At 63.0% G+C, this 16239-nt stretch carries 17 protein-coding genes and 2 riboswitches; of the genes, 16 read left to right on the top strand and 1 reads right to left on the bottom strand.

All coding sequences use genetic code 11. The features are described 5' to 3' along the window. Positions 1-4 precede the first annotated feature (4 nt). Positions 5-772, bottom strand: a complete 768-nt coding sequence (locus GN300_RS18205; protein WP_003944404.1) for a sulfite exporter TauE/SafE family protein — start codon at positions 770-772, stop codon at positions 5-7. 199 nt (positions 773-971) lie between these two features. After that, positions 972-1066: riboswitch (SAM riboswitch) on the top strand. A 7-nt stretch (positions 1067-1073) separates the two neighbouring features. Between GN300_RS18205 and GN300_RS30010 the strand changes: the two genes are divergently transcribed. From GN300_RS30010 to GN300_RS18275, 16 genes are all read left to right on the top strand, one after another. After that, complete coding sequence (locus GN300_RS30010; RefSeq protein WP_350318888.1) at positions 1074-1151, top strand: putative leader peptide; 78 nt, start codon at positions 1074-1076, stop codon at positions 1149-1151. 109 nt (positions 1152-1260) lie between these two features. Then, positions 1261-2235 carry an amino acid ABC transporter permease gene (locus GN300_RS18210; protein WP_003944440.1) on the top strand — a complete coding sequence of 325 codons (975 nt, stop codon included), beginning with the start codon at positions 1261-1263 and terminating at the stop codon, positions 2233-2235. Beyond that, entirely contained in the window at positions 2232-3017 is a 786-nt protein-coding gene (locus tag GN300_RS18215; RefSeq protein WP_054781841.1) for an amino acid ABC transporter ATP-binding protein, read from the top strand. Before GN300_RS18210 ends, GN300_RS18215 begins: the two co-directional genes overlap by 4 nt. Before the next feature lie 34 nt (positions 3018-3051). Further along, the gene (locus tag GN300_RS18220) at positions 3052-4023 is read left to right on the top strand and encodes an ABC transporter substrate-binding protein (protein ID WP_063314821.1); all 972 of its coding nucleotides are present in this window, start codon (positions 3052-3054) and stop codon (positions 4021-4023) included. Positions 4024-4033: 10 nt separating this feature from the next. After that, positions 4034-5143: an FAD-dependent oxidoreductase gene (locus GN300_RS18225; protein ID WP_063314820.1), complete on the top strand. Its 1110-nt coding sequence runs from the start codon at positions 4034-4036 to the stop codon at positions 5141-5143. Positions 5144-5151: 8 nt separating this feature from the next. Continuing rightward, positions 5152-5742: a GNAT family N-acetyltransferase gene (locus GN300_RS18230; RefSeq protein ID WP_047269464.1), complete on the top strand. Its 591-nt coding sequence runs from the start codon at positions 5152-5154 to the stop codon at positions 5740-5742. Positions 5743-5759: 17 nt separating this feature from the next. Further along, positions 5760-5854: riboswitch (SAM riboswitch) on the top strand. An 8-nt stretch (positions 5855-5862) separates the two neighbouring features. Further along, positions 5863-5952 carry a putative leader peptide gene (locus tag GN300_RS30015; protein WP_310504006.1) on the top strand — a complete coding sequence of 30 codons (90 nt, stop codon included), beginning with the start codon at positions 5863-5865 and terminating at the stop codon, positions 5950-5952. 139 nt (positions 5953-6091) lie between these two features. Next, complete coding sequence (locus GN300_RS18235) at positions 6092-7729, top strand: ABC transporter substrate-binding protein (RefSeq protein ID WP_003944291.1); 1638 nt, start codon at positions 6092-6094, stop codon at positions 7727-7729. Between the two features lie 2 nt (positions 7730-7731). After that, positions 7732-8730, top strand: coding sequence for an ABC transporter permease (locus GN300_RS18240; RefSeq protein WP_063314819.1), 999 nt, complete (start codon positions 7732-7734; stop codon positions 8728-8730). After that, positions 8723-9613, top strand: a complete 891-nt coding sequence (locus GN300_RS18245) for an ABC transporter permease (RefSeq protein WP_042925872.1) — start codon at positions 8723-8725, stop codon at positions 9611-9613. The genes GN300_RS18240 and GN300_RS18245 overlap by 8 nt, the downstream gene beginning before the upstream one ends. Continuing rightward, positions 9610-11232, top strand: coding sequence for an ABC transporter ATP-binding protein (locus GN300_RS18250; RefSeq protein WP_063314818.1), 1623 nt, complete (start codon positions 9610-9612; stop codon positions 11230-11232). The genes GN300_RS18245 and GN300_RS18250 overlap by 4 nt, the downstream gene beginning before the upstream one ends. Then, a complete protein-coding gene (locus GN300_RS18255; protein WP_063314817.1) occupies positions 11219-12337 on the top strand; it encodes an LLM class flavin-dependent oxidoreductase in 1119 nt (372 codons plus the stop codon). Before GN300_RS18250 ends, GN300_RS18255 begins: the two co-directional genes overlap by 14 nt. Positions 12338-12361: 24 nt before the next feature. Next, a complete protein-coding gene (locus GN300_RS18260; protein ID WP_063314816.1) occupies positions 12362-13732 on the top strand; it encodes an NtaA/DmoA family FMN-dependent monooxygenase in 1371 nt (456 codons plus the stop codon). Beyond that, positions 13729-14553 carry a DUF1684 domain-containing protein gene (locus GN300_RS18265; protein ID WP_042925888.1) on the top strand — a complete coding sequence of 275 codons (825 nt, stop codon included), beginning with the start codon at positions 13729-13731 and terminating at the stop codon, positions 14551-14553. Before GN300_RS18260 ends, GN300_RS18265 begins: the two co-directional genes overlap by 4 nt. Further along, positions 14550-15692 (top strand): LLM class flavin-dependent oxidoreductase, encoded by a 1143-nt coding sequence (locus GN300_RS18270; RefSeq protein WP_063314815.1) that lies wholly within the window; start codon positions 14550-14552, stop codon positions 15690-15692. Before GN300_RS18265 ends, GN300_RS18270 begins: the two co-directional genes overlap by 4 nt. Before the next feature lie 28 nt (positions 15693-15720). Then, positions 15721-16218 (top strand): nucleoside deaminase, encoded by a 498-nt coding sequence (locus tag GN300_RS18275; RefSeq protein ID WP_076948810.1) that lies wholly within the window; start codon positions 15721-15723, stop codon positions 16216-16218. The last annotated feature ends 21 nt before the right edge of the window (positions 16219-16239 follow it).

The following is a 16239-nucleotide window of genomic DNA, read 5'->3' on the forward strand; positions in this document are numbered from 1 at the left end:
GCGGTCAAGCGAGAAGGCGCCACAGTCCGATCAGGCCGACGACGACAATCGTGTAGCGCAATGCAGTGGGGGACAGGCGCCGTCCGTAGCGGGCGCCGAGAACGCCACCACCGAGCGACCCGACAGCGATCAAACCGGCTGCTGCCCAATTGATCTGATCGAATGCCAGAGTGATGTACATCCCTGCTGCAACGATGTTGACGAGCAGCGACAGCAGGTTCTTCGCGCCGTTCATGCGCTGGAGGGTTTCCGGGAGGATGGCACCCATCACACCGATGAGAAGGATGCCCTGCGCGGCAGTGAAGTACCCGCCGTAGATCCCGACTGCAAAAGTGCCGGCGGTCAGGAGCATCAGCCTCTTGGTGGACAGCGTCGTTTCTTCGGTGGAACGCTTCTTGGCCCACGCCTGGATGCGTGGTTGGAGGAGGACGAGCGCGAGAGCGAGGACCAGCAGCACCGGAACGATGGTCTCGAACAGTTTCTCGGGTAGATGCATGAGCAACCACGAACCGAGTAGTGCCCCGGCGAGTGACGCCGGAATCTGCCACTTCAGTCGATCCCACTGTCCGGACAGCTCACGTCGGTAGCCCCAGGTACCCGAAACTCCGCCGGCGACGAGCCCGACCGCGTTGGACATGGTTGCGGTCACGGGCGGCATGCCGAAGGCGACCAGCGTCGGGAACGTGATCAGCGTTCCACTGCCGACCACGGCGTTGATCGCGCCCGCGCCGATACCGGCCAACAAGATGAAGAAAGCGTCGAGTCCACTCACTCCGCAGACGGTACGGCAGAGGAAAAGTCAGTCCGGACGGCGGTCCCGGTCTCCATTCGAACGCTCCATTCAACACGCCGAACGCGGCTGCGGACACCGTTGGAATCAATGCGATTTCAACATCGTGGACCCTTCATTTCCCTTGCAGTGCAGGGAAATACAACATTTGACGACTCGACATTTCGCGTCTAGTCTTTGCTCACCATCCAGAGCGACCGAGAGACCTGGCTCGTCGACGTCGCAGCAACCCCCCGAGTGATCGGGAGCGGGTGCTACCGCCAGGACCGATGGAAGGCATCACATGGGTACCACTTCGCACGCTGCGCACAAGCGACGTCACATCGATCTGTGCCGCACCGCTTCGTGTCACTGTCGCTGACCGAACTCTCGTCGTCTTCGCAACTCGAGCACACCAACTCGAGGACACAGCTGCGTTCCCATTCCCCGAAAGGTCTATTCGTCATGTCCACTCCGTCAGGTAGCGCGCCGTGAGCGCGCCCACCGATGTCCGCCCCGAAAAGTCGGTGTCCGAGTCGCAACTTCCCGACTCGGAGCTTGTCGTCGCTCGCACCTGGCACCCGCTGCGCTGGGTGATCAGTGCGGTCGTGCTGGTCCTGCTTGCTCAGTTCATCCACGGGCTCGTCGTCAACCCCGGCTGGGACTGGCCGACGTTCGCGCAGTACTTCACCGCGAAATCAGTGCTCGCCGCGTTGTGGATGACGATCAAACTGACCTTGTGGGGGACGATCCTCGGTTTCGGTCTCGGTGTCTTCCTGGCGCTCGGTCGGTTGTCGAAGAATCCGGTCCTGCAGGTGATCGCCTGGACCTACATCTGGGCCTTCCGCTCGATTCCACTCATCGTGCAGCTGCTCTTCTGGTTCAACATCACTTACCTGTACCAGACACTTTCTCTCGGAATACCTTTCGGGCCCGAGTTCTTCACCTTCCAGGTCAGCGGTGTGATCGGCGGATTCACCGCAGCAGTCATCGGTTTGGCGCTGCACCAGGCTGCATACTCGGCCGAGATCATTCGCTCCGGAATCATCTCGGTGGATCACGGTCAGATCGAAGCTGCTCACTCGCTCGGCATTCCGCGCAGTCGCCAGTTCTTCAAGATCGTTCTCCCGCAGGCAATGCGGGCGATCCTCCCCAACGCCGCCAACGAGGTCATCGGACTCTTCAAGGGAACGTCGATCGTCTCCACCATGGCAATCGCCGAACTGTTCTACCAGGTGCAGGTCATCTTCGGCCGCAACGGACGAGTCGTGCCCCTGCTGATGGTCGCCACGATCTGGTACATCATCCTCACGACATTGCTCTCGATCGGTCAGTACTACGTGGAGCGCCACTATGCACGAGGATCCGCTCGTGCTCTTCCGTTGACTCCGGTACAGAAGGCGCGCAAGAAGTTCGAAGAGATTCGCGATGCGCGTCTCGATATTCCGAGAGGTGCTACCCGATGACCGCAGAACTGGCCGAAGATTCGGTGTACGCCGTCGAAGCACGCGGAATTCACAAGTCTTTCGGTGCCTTGGAAGTACTTGCCGGCGTTGATCTCCTGGTTCGCAAGGGCGAAGTGACCGTCATTCTCGGTCCGTCGGGTTCCGGTAAGTCCACCTTGCTGCGAACCCTCAATCACCTCGAAAAAGTCGACCGCGGAACCGTACGGATCGACGGAGAGCTGATCGGATACCGGCGCAAGGGAAATCGACTCCACGAACTGCGTGACCGCGAGATCCTGAAACAGCGTTCGCACATCGGATTCGTGTTCCAGAACTTCAACCTGTTTCCGCACCTGACCGCATTGGAAAACGTGGTGGAAGCGCCGCTCTCGGCCCAGAAGCGTGATCGTGACGAGGTGTACCGCGAGGCCCGCGCGCTGCTCGAGCGAGTGGGAGTGGGGGACAAGGCGGACGAGTATCCCCGCCAACTCTCCGGTGGCCAGCAACAGCGCGTCGCGATAGCGCGAGCGCTGGCACTGCGGCCGGCGGTCATTCTCTTCGACGAGCCGACGTCGGCGCTCGACCCGGAACTGGTGGGCGAGGTTCTCGAAGTCCTGGCTCAGCTGGCCCGTGACGGCGCCACCTTGGTGATCGTCACACACGAGGTCGGATTTGCTCGGGAAGTGGCGGACACTGCGGTCTTCATGGACGGCGGCGTCATCGTCGAACAGGGCCCGCCTTCGCAGGTGATCGACAATCCGGTCCACGAACGGACCAAAGCCTTTCTCTCCCGCGTCCTCTGACGCGACCCAGACTCATTCCCGGAAGGAAAAATTGATGTTCTCCACATCCCGTCGCGCGACTTTTCTGATCTCGGCGCTTGCCACCGTCGGATTGCTCAGCGCTGCATGCAGCAGCGCGGACGCCGAGTCCGACGGCGCCCAGGTCACCGCTGCTGCGGGTTACAACCTCACGGCCGATCAGAACCGCATCAGCACCGACAAGGTGGATTCAATCGCCGCCGAGCTACCTCAGGACATCCGCGATCGTGGCACGCTGCGCGTCACCGGTAGTGCCGGTTCCGCTCCGCCGCTCCGTTTCTACGCCGACGACGACACCACTCTCATCGGTTCCGAGACCGACTTCGCCTATCTGATCGGTGACGTTCTCGGCTTGAAGGTCGACCTGCAGACAGCAGATTGGGCACAGAACTTCGTCCGGATCGACTCCGGTGAGGCCGACGCCTTCCTCTCCAATGTGACTGTCACAGAGGAGCGTAAGGAGAAGTACGACTTCGCGACCTACCGTCTCGACACCCTCGCCTTCGAAGCCAAGAAGGGTGCCGGAATCTCCATCAAGGAACCCAAGGACGTCGCGGGCAAGAAGATCGCCGTCTCCTCGGGCACCAATCAGGAAGCGCTGCTGGTCAAGTGGAGTGAGCAGAACGTCGCGGCCGGCCTGGCGCCTACCGACATCTCCTACTACCAGAACACCACCGACTACTACCTCCCGCTGCAGTCCGGCCGGATCGACGCCTACTTCGGCCCGAACCCGTCATCGCAGTTCCACGCCAAGCAGTCGGGGGAGACCGAGGTTGTCGGTGAGTTCTCCGGGGCCGGCGACACCCTGCAGGGGCAGATCGCGGTGCTGGTGAAGAAGGACAACGGCCTGATCAAGGCGATCAACGACGCGATCAACCACACGATCGAGAACGGCACGTACCAGCAGATCCTCGAGCGCTGGAACATCACCAGCGAAGCCGTCGACACGTCCCTGATCAACCCGCCCGGCCTTCCGAAGACCAAGTGAGCTCTCGTCCATGAGTGAGATTCTCGATGTGATCGTCATCGGCGGAGGACTCGTCGGGTCCTCCGCCGCATGGCGGCTCGCGGCACGCGGACGTAGCGTCATTCAGTTGGAACAGTTCGGGCCGAGTCACAAGCACGGTGCGTCGCACGGTACTTCGCGTATCTACCGGCAGGCCTACGACAATCACCGGTACACAGGTTTGGCGGCCGGCGCGCTGCCGCTGTGGCGGGAGTTGGAGACCACGACGGACATCGGGTTCCTGGAACTCACCGGTGCCGTTGATCACGGCCTGCCGCAGGCAGTGCAGTCCAAGGCGAAGATACTTCGCGAGGCGGGCATCAAGGGTGAGATCCTCACTCCTGCCGAGGCGTCCGCCCGTTGGCCGGGGCTGCGATTCGACACCACGGTGCTCCATCACCCCGACGCAGGCCGGTTGCACGCGGACCGCGCCGTGACCGCTCTGAAGGCGGGAGCGGTGTTTGCCGGTGCCGAGGTCCGTCACGATGTTCGGGTGTTGGCACTCGCGCGAGCGTCCTACGGCGTGGACGTGGTGACGGACAGTGGAACGCTCGCAGCTCGTCAGGTCGTGATCGCGGCCGGTGCGTGGACTGCAGATCTGATCGCAGACAGCGGTCTCGGCTCCGAGATCGTACTGCCGACGCTGCGCACGACACAGGAACAACCGGCCCACTTTGCACCGCTCGATCCCGGAGTCGAGTGGCCGAGTTTCGTCCACCACACCGGCGCAGAATTGGAGACCGCGGGGATCTACGGGCTCGGTTCCGAGGACGGGATCAAGATCGGCGAACACGCGACCGGGCCGGTGGTGACTCCGCAGACCCGTGACTACACCCCTGATGTCGACGGAGAGCAGCGATTGGCCCAGTACGCCGAGTCGTGGTTGCCCGGCGTCGATTCCACCCGTGTCGAGTCGCTCACCTGCCTGTACACGAGCACGCCGGACAGTAACTTCGTCATCGACCGAGTCGGCGCCGTCACGGTGGCGGCGGGATTCTCGGGGCATGGGTTCAAGTTCGGTCCGGCCTTGGGTGAACTTGTGGCGGACCTCGTCGACGGAACCACCCTCGCTCCGGAAGTTTTCAGGCTGGGGGAGCGTTGACCAGATTCATGGAGGAAAGTGTTGTGGCACTGGAGCTCGGAACTCGACAGCTCGAGGGTGTCGGAGCGGTAGAGGTCTATTCGGTATCGCAGGACGATCCCTTGGCAGCTCCACTGATCGCGGAGTTGGCACTCGAATACAGTTCGCGTTACGGCGGGACTCGCGAAGCGATGCTCGAGGATCTCACGACGTATCCGGCAGAAGAATTTGCCTACCCGCAGGGTGCGCTTCTGGTGCTCACCCACGACGGTCTGCCGATCGCCGGCGGTGCTTTTCGTCAATTCGATTCCACCACTGCGGAACTGAAGAGAATCTGGACGTCGGTCGACTATCGGAAGCGTGGCCTCGGCAAGGCCGTCGTTCGTGAGTTGGAACGAGAGATCGAGCTTCGCGGATACAGTCGGGTGTTCCTCACGACAGGGCCTCGGCAACCGGAGGCCGTCGCGCTGTATCTGTCCAGTGGATACACACCGCTTTACGACGCTTCGCTCTCGCCCGAAGAAGTGGGCGTCCACCCGTTCGAGAAGCAGCTTCGGGTGCTCGAAAATGTGACTCGAGCAGCAATTCCTACCGACCGGGTTGACAACACCCGGGTTTGACCTCGTACACTTGCGAACGACCATCCAGAGCGACCGAGAGACCTGGCTCATTGACGTCGCAGCAACCCCCCGAGTGATCGGGTGCGGGTGCTACCGCCAGGACCGATGGAGGAACACGAAATGAAGGCAGTCGAAGGCGGTTTCGATACCGCCTGGTCGCGTCGTCACGTAGACCTGTGCCGCACCGCGGGATCTTTCTGTACCAACTGACCTCTCGGTCAGTCATTCACACTCAGGCGAGTCGTCGACAAGTCTGTTTTCTCTTCTCTCACAAGTGATTCGTGCTCGATCGCCTTTTTCGTCTCAGGCGACGGGTGCGCTCTTCGGCATGCCTCTTTAGGAGTTCTTGGTGTCTTCGCCCTCATTCGGTGCCCGCAAACGCGCGACCGTAATCGCCGGTATCGGTGCTGTCTCGGTTCTCGGCACCGTCCTCGCCGGCTGCAGCAGCGGGAGTGACAGTGCTGCCGACGCAGGCCCCGCCCAGTCCGGCGGAACCCTTCGCTACGGTCTGTCGCAGGCGCCGACGTGCGCCGATCCGGCCCAGGCCGGCAGTAACCAGACCGTGTATGTCACTCGGACAGTGGTGGATTCGCTTACCGATCAAAATCCCGACACCGGAGAGATCACCCCGTGGCTCGCCAAGAGTTGGGAGATCAGCCCCGACGCCGCTAGCTTCACGTTCGTCCTTCGCGACGACGCCACCTTCAGTGACGGCACACCGGTGACGGCGGATTCGGTGAAGAAGACCTTCGACTCGGTCAAGAACCTGGGACCGAACGCGTCGTTGGCGAAGAGTTACCTGTCCTCGTACACCGGTACCGACGTCGTAGATGCTCACACGGCGAAGATCAATTTCTCCGGACCCAATGTTCAGTTCCTGCAAGCAACTTCGACGCCACAGCTCGGAATCCTCGCCGATTCCACCACCGCGCTGGCATCCGAGCAGCGCTGCCCCGGTGCAGCGGTGATCGCCTCCGGACCGTTCGTGTACACCGACTGGCAGCAGGACAAGAGCGTCAAGATCGCCAAGCGTGCGGGATACAACTGGGCCTCGGATGCGGTCGCGCATCAGGGCGAGGCGTACCTCGATGGCGTCGACTTCACGGTGGTTCCCGAATCCGGTGTGCGGGCGGGCAGCGTGGCCTCCGGCCAGCTCGATGCGGTCAGCGATGCGCTTCCGCAGGATGCGCCGCAAATCGAGGGCGCGGGTGGACGAATCCTCACAAGGCCGAACCCGGGTGTGAGCTTCTTCTTCCAGCCCAACGTCAGTCGCGGCGTTCTCGCTGATCAGGCTGTTCGTCAGGCCATCATTCCCGCGATCAACCGCCAAGAACTCGTCGACACCGTTCTGGATCCGTCGTTCTTCCCGGCCACGAGCCCGCTGGCTCACACCACTCCGCTCTACAGCGACGAATCCAGTGTCGTGACGTACGACGCCGACAAGTCGGCGAAACTCCTCGACGCGGCTGGTTGGAAGACCGGCAGCGACGGTATCCGCGAGAAGGACGGGCAGAAGCTCACTTTCAGCGTCACCTTCAGTCCGGTGTTCTCGGGTAACCAGGCCATCCTCGAGCTCGTGCAGCAGCAGCTCAAGAAGGTCGGCGTCGACCTGCAGCTCAACTTGGTCTCGAACGGTGAATGGACCGAGAAGGGAGTATCGGGTGATTACGATTCGCTGTATTACAACAGCACTCGCGCGGACGCCGACATCTTGCGGGCATCGTTCAGCACCGAAGGCCGCAACCTGAACCGTCGCGGCGCAGATCCGGAGCTCGACAAGGTACTCACAGACCAGCTTGCAGCCACGGACAACGGCCAACGCGGCGAACTGGTATCCACCGCACAGGAATTGATCCTCGACCGTGGACTCTCCATCCCCACCATCGAGCTCTCGCAGGCCATCGGCGCCGGATCGAGTGTGCAGGACCTGAACTTCGAAGCCTCCTCGCGCCTGCAGTTCTACGACGCATGGTTGTCGGGTAAGTAATCATGACTCGATACGTACTCACCCGACTGGGCCAGGCCGCAGTGGTTCTGTGGGCCGCCTTCACCATCTCGTTCGTGATTCTGTTCCTCCTGCCGAGTGATCCCGTCAGCATGGCTGCCGACTCGTCCGGTCAGGGTGTTGCAGTGGATCAGGCTGCGCTCGATCAGCTTCGGGCACGGTACGGCTTGGACGAGTCGGTGTGGGTGCAGTACTGGACGTCGCTGACGAATGCTCTTCGCGGCGATTTCGGTACGTCCATCTCCACCGGTCAGTCGGTGACGGATGCCATCTTCTCGGCGCTGCCGAGCACTCTGGTCTTGGCAACCACCGCTTTGGTTCTGGCCGTGTTGTTCGGAGTGGCGATCGCGTTCTTCGCTGCCTACACCCGCAAGCGGTGGCTCGCGAATCTGTTGTTCTCGCTGCCGCCGCTGGGTGTGGCGGTGCCTACCTTCTGGGTTGGCCTGATTCTTCTGCAGCTGTTCTCGTTCCGTCTGCACATCTTCCCCGCTTTCGGAGACAAGGGATTCGCAACGGTGATTCTTCCGGCGATCACCTTGGCGATCCCGACCGGCGCGGTGATCGCGCAGGTGCTCACGACCAGCCTGCAGTCGACGCTACGTTCGCCGCACGTGGAGACTGCGTACGCCAAGGGCGCAAGCCGTTGGCGCGTGCAGACCCGTCACGCGTTGCGACTGGCGAGCATTCCGGCATTCACCATTGCCGGTGTGCTGGTCGGCACGCTGCTGGCGGGCTCGGTGGTTGTGGAAACGGTGTTCTCCCGCGCGGGCGTCGGCCGTCTGACACAGACGTCGGTGATGGCGCAGGACATCCCGGTGGTGCAGGGAGTCGTTGTGTTCGCCTCTCTCGTGTTCGTGCTCGTCAACCTCGCGGTCGACCTCTTCTACCCCTTGATAGATCCACGGATCATCCAGACGAAGAAGAGTCACACCGAAAAGTCGAATACCGAAAGCTCGACCGATCTGGAGCCGGCTCATGTCTGACACATTGATCGAACCCCTACTCCTCGATCCGACCGTCGAGGCGAAGGCACCTGTTGTTTCGCGCCGAAAGTCCACGGCCATCGGCTGGATCCGAAAGCCCGGCTTGGTGATTCCGGTGTTGATCGTGTTGCTTGCCATCGGCTTTGCCGTCGCACCCGGATTCTTTGCCAGCGGCGATCCGTTGTCCGGTGTCCCGGCGGACAAACTGCAGGGCCCGAGCCTGGCTCACTGGTTCGGAACCGACAATCTCGGTCGTGACCTGTACACACGGTTCGTGCACGGCGCCGCGCTGTCCCTGACCGCAACCTTGGTGGCGGTCGGAATCGCATTGGTGGCGGGATCGATAATCGGTTTGCTCGCGGGCTTTGTCGGTGGCGTCGTCGACGCCGTGCTGATGCGCATCGTCGACGTGCTGCTGTCCATTCCGGCGCTGCTGCTCTCGTTGGCACTGGTGACCGCACTCGGCTTCGGCACCATCAACGTCGCCATTGCTGTCGGCGTCAGTATGGTCGCCAATTTCGCGCGAGTGATGCGTGCCGAAGTGATGCGGGTGCGCGGAGCTCAGTACGTCGAGGCCGCGTTCAGTTCGGGTGTGCAGTGGCTCGGTGTCCTGCGTCGGCACGTGCTTCCCAACTCCTACGCGCCGGTGGTCGCGCTGTCCGCTGTCGAGTTCGGGCAGGCAGTACTGGCGGTGTCGGCTCTGAGCTTCTTGGGATTCGGCGCCGTTCCGCCTACCCCGGAATGGGGATCGCTGGTATCCGAGGGACGTAATTTCCTCGCCAATGCCTGGTGGATGACCACACTTCCCGGTCTCGCGATTGTCGCCGTGGTCATCTCGGCACACCGTATCGGCCACGAGATCGAAAGGAACAACCGGCGATGAGCACGACCGAGGAACAGTTGCTTTCCGTCACCGACTTACAGATCGCCTACGGCGCCGAGCCCGCGGTATCCGGCGTGAGCTTCACCGTCGGTCGGGGCGAAGTAGTTGCGGTGGTAGGGGAATCGGGTTCCGGTAAGTCGACCACGGCCCACGCGATATTGGGTCTGCTCGCCGGCAGTGGCCACGTCACCGGCGGGACCGTCGAGTTCGAGGGTGAACAGATCGACTCGTATTCCGACCGTGCGTGGCAGCGAATCCGCGGCGCGCGTATCGGTTTGGTGCCGCAGGATCCGACGACCTCGCTCAACCCGGTGACGAGGATCGGCGACCAGGTTGCAGAAGTCCTCCGGATCCACGGCCTCGCAGACCGTCGCAAAGCCCGGTTGGACGCCGTCGAGGTGCTCGAGCGCGCGGGTATCGACCGGCCGGAAATCCGAGCACGCCAGTACCCGCACGAGCTCTCCGGCGGTATGCGGCAACGCGTTCTGATCGGTATCGCGCTTGTCGCGACCCCGGCCCTCGTAATCGCCGACGAGCCGACCAGTGCTCTGGACGTCACGGTTCAACGGCGCATTCTCGACCATCTCGACGAGCGGATTGCCGAATCCGGTGCCGCCGTGCTCCTGATCACGCACGACCTGGGTGTGGCCGCAGACCGCGCGGACCGGATCCTGGTGATGCAGGGCGGCAGGATCGTCGAATCCGGCCGCACCGCGGATATTCTGGACAACCCGCGAGACGAGTACACGAAGAAACTTCTGAGCTCTGCGCCGAGCCTGTCCTCGGGACCAGTCGTTCGCCCGGTCCGCCAGGACACCAGCCCGCTGCTGACCCTGACGGGAATCACCAAGCACTTCAACGTCGGACGCGGGAGTTCGATCACCGCGGTGAACGAAGTGTCGCTGACTGTTCCGAGGGGTCAGACGGTGTCGCTGGTGGGGGAGTCGGGCTCCGGCAAGTCGACCACCGCACGCATTGTCGTGCGATTGGAGCAGGCGGATGCCGGCACCATCACCTTCGACGGCCAGGACATCACGAAGGTCAAGGGCAGCGACCTGCGTGAGCTGCGCCGAAGGATCCAGCTCGTGTATCAGAACCCCTATGCATCACTCGACCCGAAATTGTCCGTCCAGGACATCGTTGCGGAGCCGCTGCGGGCCTTCAAGGTTGGTGGACGCAGCCAGCAGCAGAGTCGTGCAGCAGAGTTGCTCGATCAGGTTGCACTTCCCGAGCAGTTCCTGAGCCGCAAACCGGACGAACTCTCGGGCGGCCAGCGTCAACGGGTGGCGATCGCTCGTGCGCTCGCTTTGAAGCCGGACCTGCTCGTTCTCGACGAACCTGTGTCCGCTCTCGACGTCTCGGTGCAAGCGCAGATTCTGGCGCTACTCGACGAGTTGCAGCGAGAACTGGGCTTGACCTATCTCTTCATTTCCCACGATCTGGCGGTTGTTCGCCAGATCAGCGACGTCGTCGGCGTCATGCAGGCCGGGCGATTGCTCGAAATCGGCACTACCACCGAGATTTTCGACAATCCCCGAAACGAGTACACACGCACACTTCTCGAGGCGATCCCCGGGCGGGATCATTCGACACGAAAGGCCGAACATGTCCGAGCGTAGTTCCGGAGCATTCCTGGTCGGTCTCGAATTCGAGGGCACCGGAGCTCATCCGTACTCCTGGCGACGCGAGGACTCACGCGCCGAAGATCTGTTCACACCGTCGTACTGGGTGGACCTGGTGACCACCGCGGATCGGGGTGGGGTGGATCTGGCGTTCCTCCCTGACTCGTTCGGACTGCAATCCGAAGGCCGGCACGCAGTGCGCGGGAGATTGGAGGCGGTGGCAACTGCGGCGCGGCTGAGTGCCGTGACCTCGCGCATCGGTCTGATCCCCACTGCGACAGTCACGCACACCGAGCCGTTCCACATCTCCAAGGCCGTCGCGAGTATCGACTACTCGTCTGCTGGGCGGGCCGGTTGGCAGGTCGCGGTGTCCGACACCGCCGAGCAGGCGGCGTTGTTCGGCCGAAAGACAGTGCAGGGTCCTGAGTCTGCGTGGGAGGAAGCGTCCGAGGCTGTCGAGGTGGTCAGTCGGCTGTGGGACAGCTGGGAGGACGACGCCGAGATACGTGACGCTGCGAGCGGACGATTCATCGATCGGGACAAGCTGCACTACATCGACTTCGAGGGAAAGAACTTTTCCGTCAAGGGCCCGTCCATCACGCCGCGCTCCCCGCAGGGGCAGCCGCTGATCGCCGTCGACGCGAGCAGGCCGGAGGCTCGCGAACTCGCGGTTGCGCGCGGAGATCTGATTCGGATCTCGGCAACCGATCTCGCCGAGGCCAAAACTACGGCCAAGCTGGTCCACGCGAGTGCCGCCGCCCTCGGGCGCAGCGTGCGGGTTCTCCTCGACGTCGACGTGCTCCTCGGCGCCGATCGCGGTGCCGCCGACGACGCTTTGGCGGAACTCGAGGAATGGGCGGGAGCGCCGTATGCCCCGCACTCGCTGTTCTATCGCGGTGACAGCGCGGGTTTGACTGCGCTGCTGCGTGAGATCGGTGGGCTCGCCGGGATCGACGGTGTGGTTCTGCGTCCACTGGCGCTGGCCGCCGCCGTGGAGAAGATCGCGACGGACGTAGTGCCAACTCTCAATCCGCGACCGAGTACCGCCCCGACGCTGCGCGAGCGGTTGGGCTTCCAGTTGCCCGTCAATCAGTTCGCGTAGCGCGAGTAGAGAACAGGAACACCGATGACACAGAACAGGATTCGCAAGCAAGTCCATCTGGGCGCTCACTTTCCCGGCGTGAACAACACCACGGTGTGGACCGATCCGGCGTCCAAGAGTCAGATCGAGTTCAGCTCGTTCGAGCATCTCGCCCGCAGTGCCGAACGCGGATTGTTCGACTTCTTCTTCCTCGCAGAGGGTTTGCGCCTACGCGAGCATCAGGGCAAAATTCACGACCTCGACGTAGTCGGTCGCCCGGACACCTTCAGCATTCTCAATGCGGTTGCCGGTGTGACAACGCATCTCGGCCTGGCCGGGACGATCAACACCACATTCAACGAACCGTACGAGTTGGCCAAGCAGTTCTCGACGCTCGATCATCTCTCCGACGGCCGCGCCGCCTGGAACCTGGTCACCTCCTCGGACGCCTTCACCGGCGAGAACTTCCGCCGCGGTGGCTATCTGGAGCATTCCGAGCGGTATGCACGCGCCAACGAGTTGGTCGACGCAGTACGGACGCTGTGGGACAGCTGGAGCGTCGACCGTCCGATCGTCGACCGTGAGCGCGGTGTTTTCGCCACCAACCAGCAGGTCGGCCAGTTCCAGCACTCCGGTAAGCAGTTCGACATCGCCGGACGCTTCGAAGTTCCACGGAGTCCGCAGGGGCACCCAGTTCTGTTGCAGGCCGGTGACTCCGACGAAGGACGCGAGTTCGGCGCGGCCAAGGCCGATGCCATCTTCACCGGGCACGGAACGCTCGAAGCAGGCAAGGCGTTCTACGCCGACGTGAAGGGACGCTTGGCCAAGTACGGACGCACGCACGCAGACCTCAAGATTCTCCCCGCCGCCACCTTCGTCCTCGGTGACAACGCCGCGGACGCACAGGAGAAGGCATATCACATCCGGCGGCAGCAGGTCGGACCCCAGACTGCCATCGCTTTTCTCGAACAGGTTTGGGGCAGAGACCTTTCCCAGTACGACGCCGACGGCCCGTTGCCGAAGGAAGATCCGTCGGACGACGTCAACATCACCCGTGGACGCGTCCGCCACGTCAAGGATCCACGAGCGGTCGCAGATCAGTGGCGTGCCAAGGCCGAGGCCGAAAACCTCAGCATCCGTGAACTCATCATCGAAGTGACTGCCCGCCAACAGTTCGTGGGTAGCGCCGCCGAGGTCGCTGCCGAGATCGACAGCTACGTCCAGGGCGACGCAAGCGACGGATTCATCCTCGTTCCCCACATCACCCCCGCGGGCCTCGACGAGTTCATCGACACCGTCGTACCGGAACTTCAGGACCGCGGCAGTTTCCGGACCGAGTACTCAGGAACCACCCTGCGCAGCCATCTCGGGCTGCGCCACCCGCACGAGCAGGCTGAAGGAGTCCGCGCATCATGACCGTTACCGACACTTCCACCAGTACCTTCACCGGCGATTGGAATGCCTGGCACGCCTCGCGCGACGCCACCTTCGGCGAACCCCTCGGCTGGCTGAGCCTGACTGCGTTGCATTGGCTGGTGGACACCGATTCCACCTTCGCGGACCTGCCCGGTGCATGGCGCGCCGACGCGAATGCCGTTGTCGTCACCGCGACGCCCGCAGACGACTTGTCGATCGACGGCGTCGCAGTGGACGGTTCGGCCACTCTGAATCCGATCGAGGGGGCGCCGGGACTGATCGTCAAGCAGGGCGCACGGTTGGTCGAGGTCATCCGCCGCACCGGCGAGGTGGCTCTGCGGATCCACGATTCGTCGGCCCCGGCATTGGCGCAGTTCAGTGGTATCCCGACCTTCGAGCCGAACCCGCAGTGGCGCATCGAGGGTGTCTTCACAGCTTTCGAGGAGGCTCGCACGGTGACGACGGGCGCGGTCGTCGAGCGCCTCGAGCATCATCACGACGCCCTAGGAACCATCAGCTTCGAACACGACGGTGCAACGTATACGCTGATTGCGTTCGCGGGCAAGGACAACGGCTTTCACATCCTGTTCACCGACGCGACCAGTGGTGTGTCCACCTACCCGGCCGCACGCTCGCTGCACGTGAGCGCACCTGAACCCGGTGGCGCGGTAGTCCTCGATTTCAATCGGGCGTCGAACCTGCCCTGCGCGTTCACCGATTACGCGACGTGCCCGGTGGCCCCCGCCGAGAACCGCCTGGCGTTCGCGGTGGAAGCCGGCGAGAAGACACCGGACACCCGCTCCGAAAGCGGACCGAGGTGAGCGCGCCGCTGTCCGTACTCGACCTCTCGCCGATCAGTGAGGGCGGAACGGCCCGCCAGGCTTTGCGGAACTCGCTGGACCTCGCTCGTTCTGCCGAAGCGTGGGGATACAAGCGTTACTGGGTCGCCGAACACCACTTCGTCGGTGTTGCCTCTTCGTCGCCAGCAGTGCTTGTCGGGCTGATCGCGGCCGCCACCAACACCATTCGTGTCGGCTCGGCCGCCGTGCTGCTGGGCAACAACACGGCGGCTCAGGTGGTCGAGGCCTTCGGTACCGTCGAAGCGTTGTATCCGGGTCGTATCGATCTCGGTATCGGGCGCAGCGGACAGCGTCGGGTGGAGGCACTTCGCGCCGTCGCTGCCGGAACGCCTGCGCCGGCAGAATCGAAGCGAGAGAACGTCGTACGCGACGGCGTCGTGATCCCGGCACCCTTCGATCCAACCGGTCTTCTCACGTCACCGCGGTTGCAGGCGTCGTTCGAGGCATTGGCGTTTCCGGGCGCGCAGGCGCCCGATTTCAAGCAGCAGGTCGACGACATACGCTCGCTCCTGAACGGTACCTACAGAACCCGCGACGGCATCGAATTGCACGCCAGTCCCGGCGAGAATGCCGACGTCGAACTGTGGGTGTTCGGAAGCAGTGCGGGCCCCAGTGCCGAGCTCGCCGGACGACTCGGATTGCCGTTCGGTGCGAATTACCATGTGGCGCCCTCGAGTACGCTCGATGCCGTCGAGGCATACCGTGCAGCATTCCGACCGTCGGCAGTTCTGTCGGAGCCGTATGTCGTCGTCTCCGCGGATGTTGTTGCTGCGGAAGACGATGCGACGGCGAGAGAGTTGGCGTCTACGTTCGGGCACTGGACGCACAGCATTCGCAGCGGACACGGCGCCATCCCGTACCCCGATCCCGCGACAGCGCTCCCACTTTCCGACGCCGACAAAGCAGTGGTGGAGGATCGGCTGATCACGCAGTTCGTCGGTTCACCGTCTACCGTCGCCGACAGGCTCGACAGTTTGCAGAAGCTCACCGGAGCGGACGAATTGGTAATCACCGGGGTGACCCATCGGCACGAGGATCGTCTGCGCTCGTACGAGCTGCTTGCCAAGGAATGGGGACTACCCGCACTACTGGCAGCGTGAGTTTGCCTTGGTCCATTAGTGTCGAGTGATGTTTTCACCTCGAGATGCCCTTGCGGTTGCTCTTGACGTAGCGCGTGAGGGCATGGAGCTCGGGGAGATGCCGATCGGCGCAGTCGTGTTCGACGACGACCGTGTGCTCGGGCGGGCGTATACGCAAGAACGGGCACTCGGCCGACGGGTAGTCCATGCGGACCTTCAAGCGCTCTTGCAGGCCGACGAGGCTCTCGGATTCACTCGAGCGTCCGGTGAATTGACATTGGCGGTCAATCTCGAACCATGTCTCATGTGTATGGGTGCCGCGATCACGCTCGGCGTGACCCGGGTGTGGTTCGCTCTCGAATCCCCGAACGACGGTGCGGCGGAACTCGTGCAGCTGTGGGCGCCGCCTGTGGAACTTCCGTTTTTCTGTAAGCCGCGTGAAGTCCTCGGCGGCATCCGCCGTGACGAAGCGCGAAATCTGTTCGCTGAATACGCCACCGGCACTGGCCCCGCCGGGATGCGGGACTGGGCGCGCAGTCTCACCTGACGCCATGGCTTGTAAGGAGGG

The organism is Rhodococcus sp. Ni2 (assembly GCF_021352185.1).
Taxonomy (GTDB): domain Bacteria; phylum Actinomycetota; class Actinomycetes; order Mycobacteriales; family Mycobacteriaceae; genus Rhodococcus_F; species Rhodococcus_F qingshengii.

Bases quoted from the DNA above. Each gene is read 5' to 3' on its own strand.
- GN300_RS30010 (WP_350318888.1), top strand. From the start codon at position 1,074: ATGGGTACCACTTCGCACGCTGCGCACAAGCGACGTCACATCGATCTG.
- GN300_RS18215 (WP_054781841.1), top strand. From the start codon at position 2,232: ATGACCGCAGAACTGGCCGAAGATTCGGTGTACGCCGTCGAAGCACGC.
- GN300_RS18220 (WP_063314821.1), top strand. From the start codon at position 3,052: ATGTTCTCCACATCCCGTCGCGCGACTTTTCTGATCTCGGCGCTTGCC.
- GN300_RS18225 (WP_063314820.1), top strand. From the start codon at position 4,034: ATGAGTGAGATTCTCGATGTGATCGTCATCGGCGGAGGACTCGTCGGG.
- GN300_RS18230 (WP_047269464.1), top strand. From the start codon at position 5,152: ATGGAGGAAAGTGTTGTGGCACTGGAGCTCGGAACTCGACAGCTCGAG.
- GN300_RS30015 (WP_310504006.1), top strand. From the start codon at position 5,863: ATGAAGGCAGTCGAAGGCGGTTTCGATACCGCCTGGTCGCGTCGTCAC.
- GN300_RS18240 (WP_063314819.1), top strand. From the start codon at position 7,732: ATGACTCGATACGTACTCACCCGACTGGGCCAGGCCGCAGTGGTTCTG.
- GN300_RS18245 (WP_042925872.1), top strand. From the start codon at position 8,723: ATGTCTGACACATTGATCGAACCCCTACTCCTCGATCCGACCGTCGAG.
- GN300_RS18250 (WP_063314818.1), top strand. From the start codon at position 9,610: ATGAGCACGACCGAGGAACAGTTGCTTTCCGTCACCGACTTACAGATC.
- GN300_RS18255 (WP_063314817.1), top strand. From the start codon at position 11,219: ATGTCCGAGCGTAGTTCCGGAGCATTCCTGGTCGGTCTCGAATTCGAG.
- GN300_RS18260 (WP_063314816.1), top strand. From the start codon at position 12,362: ATGACACAGAACAGGATTCGCAAGCAAGTCCATCTGGGCGCTCACTTT.
- GN300_RS18265 (WP_042925888.1), top strand. From the start codon at position 13,729: ATGACCGTTACCGACACTTCCACCAGTACCTTCACCGGCGATTGGAAT.
- GN300_RS18275 (WP_076948810.1), top strand. From the start codon at position 15,721: ATGTTTTCACCTCGAGATGCCCTTGCGGTTGCTCTTGACGTAGCGCGT.